The sequence below is a fragment of the Cyanobium sp. BA5m-21 genome, from assembly GCF_024346235.1.
GTDB classification, from domain to species: domain Bacteria; phylum Cyanobacteriota; class Cyanobacteriia; order PCC-6307; family Cyanobiaceae; genus Cyanobium_A; species Cyanobium_A usitatum.
The window spans coordinates 1-5,898 of the sequence record NZ_JAGQCO010000083.1 but is presented as its reverse complement, the minus strand read 5'-3'; the positions used below and the strand labels follow the sequence as shown (position 1 = coordinate 5,898).

The window sequence follows — 5,898 nt, the reverse complement described above, 5'->3', positions numbered from 1 at the left end:
CTGGTGCCGTTGATGAACAGGGAGCCTCCATCGGCCGAGCCCTGACCAAAGCGTCCGAAGACGCCGGCAACGAGATCACGGCTGAAGGCGTAATCGAGCCGGAGGCCCAGCTGGGCCCCGTCGAAGGAGGAGGTGCCCACCGATCCGCCCGAGCGGACCACGGGACCGCCGAAGCCATCCCCGAACACCCGCAGCCGCCAGCCGGTGCGCTCTGCGTAGTAAGCACCTGGTTCGGTACTGAAGCGGAAGGCGGGATCGGATGTGGTTTCCGGGCCCGCGACCGTGTATTGGTTTACATCGATCCCATGATCCACATTCGGATCGAAGGGCACCTTCTGGGGAAGGATCTCCAGTAGATCCCGACCGAACACCTGCCAGCTGCGGGCGAGGCCCAGGGGCTGCAGGCGGGCGTCGGTGCGATAGACGTTGACCGCCAAAGGCACCACCGGCCCCACTGGAGGCACAACCGGCGGCGGAAAGCAGAACTCCGCCTCGGTGCCATCGGGGCAAATCGCGGCCCTGGCCGGTGCAAGCGGCAGGGAGAGGGCCAGCAGCGGAGCGGCGGCGACCCCCAGCCAGATGGTGTTACGGAATGAAGTCGCCATGCCTGTAAAGGGTGGGTTGAGTTGGGTTGAGTGCTTCCGCCGGATTTTGCGCGGCAGGCTTGATGCCTTCAACTACAACTGCTGATGCCGCAATTGCAAAGACAAAATAGATCATGACCAGCTCCATGAGGAGCAGGTCAGCGGATCAACTCCAAAGGCGAACCAGGACTGGGCAACAAGAAGAAAAAACAGAGACCACCAACCGAATCGCTGTCCAAATCGTGCCGCGGGGTGGGCATTACTTGGTAAGTTGATGCCTATCTGGCGTAGCGCAATCTCTCATGGCCCCTTCCCCCGTCATCGGGCTTAGCCCAGCACCGCTGAGCCTGCTTTACGGGGACACAGGCAGCCTGCGCCTCACCTTCGATGAGACGGCCGCCACGGGTTTCTCCCCCTGGCTCGAACTCCAGGTCACCGCCCCCAGCAACAACCTCAGCTTCGGGACCGCCAGCTGGGCCGGGCTCACCCTCACCACGCAGACCTACACCTTCACCCGCAGCGGCACCAGTGGTCCGTACACCCTCATCAACCCCATCACCGGGGTCACCCTCACCAGCGCCACCCCCGACACGCTGCTGATCTGGCAGCTGCCCGTGGGCAGCTACGTGGCTTCGGCCCCCGAACTGGTGGTGGATTTGCCGGTGACGGTCAAGCCCACCACCCCGACCCTCGGGCCCGTGACCCTGCGGGCAGGCGGCGGCTACGCCCTCGGCACTGATCCCCTCAACAACCCGCTGACGGATCCGCCGATCAGCGCCCCGAACGTGGCGGGACAGGTGGTGCCCACGCCGCTCACCTTCAGCAAGAGCAGCAACCTTGCGGAGTCGGAAACGGTCACCGGTCCCAACTTCAGCAGCTTCTGGAGGTTGTCGGCCAACATCGCCGATGGGGTCCAGCTGAACAACCTGGTGTTCAGCGACACCCTGCCCAACGATCTCAACCTGCTGGCCATCAACCCCAGCTTGAAGCTGACTGGCACCCTCACCCAGCAGCCGGTGGGCAACCCCACGGCCACGGGCAACAACCAGATCGTTATCAACTACGGCGGCCCCACCACCGGGACCACCAGCCCGGAGGAGGCTGCCGCCCAGATCAATTTCTACGTTCCCAACACCCTCGACCCCACCACCGGCGGGGCGATCACTTACATCAATACCGCCACCGCCACCACAAGCTGGGCCAACGCCCCAAGTGGGAGCGTCAACCTCAACATCGCCGCCAGCGACACGATCACCGCCCGGGCCCTGGCGATCCAGAAGGCGGCCAGCACCAGCCAGGTGGTGCCGGGCGGCAGCGTCAGCTTCACCCTCAATTTCCAGATCTCCGATTACTTCGCCTTCGGCGATCTGATCGTCAAGGATCTGCTCGGCGACGGACTCACCTATACCCCCGGCAGCGCCACGATCAGCCTGCAGGAGCAGGGCAACTCCCGCACCGGCGGCGGCAACGTCGCATTCGATCAGGCCTATATCAGCTACCTGCCTGATGTTGCAGGCACCGGCGTCGATGGCAAGGACAGCCTCAGCTTCAATCTCAGCAACTGGCTGAAATCAGTCGGCGACGACGGCATTCTCCAAGGCGGACGGGTCAGGAGCAGCACAGCAGGTGCCACCAAAGGCACGATCACGTTCACAGCCAGCGTCGACGACGCCTTTACTGCCCCGAAAGTCGCCGGTCAGAACATCAAAGCTGGCGACAAGCTGGGCAACGACGTCACCCTGCAGGGAGACATCCAGGAGCCACTGCTGAGCGGCTTCCTCGACACCAACCGCCTGGTCAGCGACACCAGCTCAGTGAACTTGAACGTGGCCGACATCGGCTCCGCCAAGACGGTGGTGGCCCGCAACGGCCAGGCCCTCGGCTCCGCTCCCCTGGTGCTCACTCCGGGCGACACGGTCACCTATCGCATCAAGGTGACCTTCCCCACGGGGGACATTCAGGGCTTCAACCTGAGCGATTACCTGCCCACGCCGGTTTACGACGTGGACAAGGAGGCCCGCGGTGGCGCGAATCCCACCGCCTTCGAGTTCTTCAGTAACGGCGCCACCGTCAGCATCCCGGGCAGCCTTCCCCCGGCCGGCTCCTTCAGTTATGGCAGCCAGCACAATGCGCCCCAGTTGGTGGGGAACTCGCTGCAGGCCGGACCAGCGGTCAACGATCTGGTGGCGACGATCGCCAACACCAGCGATTCCAGCAACACCCCCACCACGGTTGACCTCTATTACACCGTCACCGTCAGTGGTGCGGCCATCAGCGATCGGTTGCCGATCACCAACATCGCCAGTGCCAGCACCGTTGACTCCAACGGTGTCAGCCGCCCCACCCAGGTGTCGGCGGTCACCGGCGAGGTGCTGGCCCCCAACCTCAAGATTCGCAAGGGCATTGTTGTAACCAGCCGCGACAGCCTCACCGGAGCCCAAGGAGTCACTTACAGCCCCACCCTCAACACGGGAGGCGCCACCTTCCCGGCATCCATAGGCACTGTGCCCTTCACCGGCACGGTGAGCAGCGGCGGTATCAGCGTGGCCGGCGGCAACGGCTCCACTGGCACCGTCAACAACGGCGCCCTCGATTCCAACGTCATAGGGCTCGATGCGGGCGACACCGTCCGCTTCGTGGTGGTGATCGAGAACATCGGCACCAGTTACCGCGGCGCCTTCAACGTGCAGCTGCGCGATGAGCTGCCCGCCGGGCTCAGCTTCACCCCCGGCAGTCTGCGCATCGTTGACGGCAGCGGTGCCCTGATTGGCTACACCCGGCCCGGCGGCACGGCCGCCAGCCAAGCGGAGATCTTCTCCGCCACTGGCGTCCGGCTGAGCGACCCCGGCCCAACACTCCCTGACGCGAATGGCGTCGGCGGCGGTGCCATCGACGGCTACAACGCCAGCAGCGGCCGCAACATCGCCGTGGTGAGCTTCGATGCCACCGTCGATCCGGGCGCCTACGGCCAGCTGGTGGACGGCAAGCTCACAAACGTGGGCGAGCTGGAGGACTACACCAACGTGCCCTCAGGGGGCACGGGCTATCTACCCGGCTCCATAGAGCTGATCGACAACGCCACGATCACGCTTCGGAACGCCACGGTCAGCAAGTCGGTCGTCTCCACCTCGGAGGCTTCCACCAGCGGCAGCAACGTCGCCATCGGCGAGATCGTTCGCTACCGGGTGCAGGTCACGGTTCCCGAGGGGGACCTGACCAACTTCAAGCTGGTGGATGCCCTCCCCACCGGGTTGTCTTTCCTGAACGACGGCACCGCCTCGGCCCCGATCTTCTCCTCCGGGGTGAGTGGCTCCCGGACGCCCACCACCCCAACGATCGACGGTTCCAACCTCACCTGGGACTTCGGCAACCTCACCAACAGCGACCGCGACAACACGATCGACGACACGATCGCGCTCGAGTTCAACGCCCTGGTCACCAACATCAGTGGCAACAGCAACGGCATCACCCACACCAACACCGCCACGGTGAGCTACGAGGCCGGCTCTGCCAGCGGCACCGCGGCGGTGACGATCACTGAGCCCAACATCACGATCACCAAGGCCGTCAGCCCCACCAGCAATGTGCAAGCGGGCGACACCCTCACCTACACGGTCACGGTGAAGAACGCGGCGGGCCGCGCCGATGCCTTCGATCTCGTGCTCAACGATGCCCTCGGCAACCTGGGCAGCAACTTTGACCTGCAGAGCGTCACCCTGCCCGGCACCTTGCCGTCCGGCACCAGCTCAATCGTCGACAACTCCGTCACCAGTGGCTCCAGCGCAGCGACGGGGGATCAGATCCAACTCAAGATCGATCGGCTCAATGGTGGCCAGAGCTTCAGCTTAACCTACAAGGGCGTGGTGCTGACCGGGATTCAACCCGGCACCACCCTCACCAACACCGCCAACGTCACCTACACCGGTTTGCCGGGCAGCGGCACCCCCAACGGCAGCGGCGGCAACAGCACCGGCAGCACCATCCCAGGGGCGTCCGGTGCGGCCAACGGTGAGCGGAACGGCAGCGGCGGGGTCAATAACTACAGCAAGAACGCCAGCCGGTCGGTGGTGAGTCAGGCCCTGGGTCCCATCAAGAGCACCCGGCTCACCTCCGAGGCCCACACCAGCGGCAATGGGGTAGCGATCGGTGAAATCGTGCGCTTCCGGCTGCAGACAAGTCTTCCCCAGGGCACGATCGGCAACACGTCCTTTGTCGACAACCTGCCCAGCGGGTTCAGGTTCCTGGGCGACAACACCGCCACCCTGGCCTTCGTCAGTACCAATCCAGCAGACCTGAGCTGGAGCCTGGGGCCGATCACCCCCTACTACCTCCCCAGCGCCGGCAACAACAACACGGTGATTCCCACCGCCACGTTTGTGCCCACGGTCTCTGGTCAGTCGCTGTCATGGGACCTGGGGGAGATCATCAACCTCAACACCGTCGACGCACAGATCGAGTCGGTGATCGTCGAGTTCAACGCCATCGTGGCCAACGTGGCGGGCAACCAGGCAGGCGTCACCCTCACCAACAGCTTCATCGCCAGCGCGGGCATCTCAGGCAAACCCGTGCAGACCACATCGAATGCAACCCCATTGTCGGTGCTGGAGCCCAACCTTCAGACCGATAAGACTGTTGCGCTCCAAAAAACAGGGGTTCTTGGCAATGCCAACGCCACCCCCGGCGACACCCTCGTCTACACCGTCGTTGTCCGCAACACGGGCACGGCCAAGGCGTTCAACCTCTTCATCGACGACAACCTCGATGCCCTGGGGCTCAACTTCGACCTCAGCGGTTCTCCAACGATTGTTCAGAGCCAGACGGGTGCTCCGGCGACCACCGATAACTCGATCTTCAGTGGCAGCAATGGACTGGCCGATCGGATCTCAGTTCTGATCCCTGAACTGGACATCAACCAGAGCGTCACCCTGACCTACCGAGGTGTGCTCTCCGCCGGCCTGCCACCGGGCACTGCCCTCACCAACACCGCCCAGGTCACCTACACCAGCCTGCCGGGCACTGGCACGCCCACTGGCAGTGGCGGCAACAGCACCGGCAGCAGCACCCCCGGCGGCTCAGGCGCCGCCAATGGAGAACGCAATGGTGATGGCGGCGTCAACGACTACCTCAGCAGCAAGACCCTGATCCTGGTGGCCAACCGCCCTCCCGTGGCGGTGAATGACACGGGCAACGCCGTCGAAGCCGGCGGCACCTCCAACACCACCCCCGGCAGCAATGCCACCGGCAACCTGCTGACCAACGACACCGATCCAGACCCCGCCGACAAGCCCCTCACCTCCAAGGGGAAGGTGACCTC

3 protein-coding genes are annotated in these 5,898 nt (G+C 64.4%); 1 reads left to right on the top strand and 2 read right to left on the bottom strand.

Features of this window, described 5'->3' with window-relative positions; all coding sequences use genetic code 11:
- The coding region (locus KBY72_RS13935; RefSeq protein ID WP_254993825.1) for a hypothetical protein at positions 1-605 on the bottom strand (605 nt) is incomplete at its 3' end.
- Entirely contained in the window at positions 586-720 is a 135-nt protein-coding gene (locus tag KBY72_RS13930; protein WP_254993824.1) for a hypothetical protein, read from the bottom strand. The genes KBY72_RS13935 and KBY72_RS13930, both read right to left, overlap by 20 nt.
- Before the next feature lie 166 nt (positions 721-886).
- Here KBY72_RS13930 and KBY72_RS13920 point away from each other — a divergent pair.
- Positions 887-5,898: beta strand repeat-containing protein (locus KBY72_RS13920; protein ID WP_261361249.1), on the top strand; the 5,012-nt coding region annotated here is incomplete at its 3' end.

Coding starts and splice junctions, on each gene's coding strand:
- KBY72_RS13930 (WP_254993824.1), bottom strand. CDS start 720: ATGATCTATTTTGTCTTTGCAATTGCGGCATCAGCAGTTGTAGTTGAA.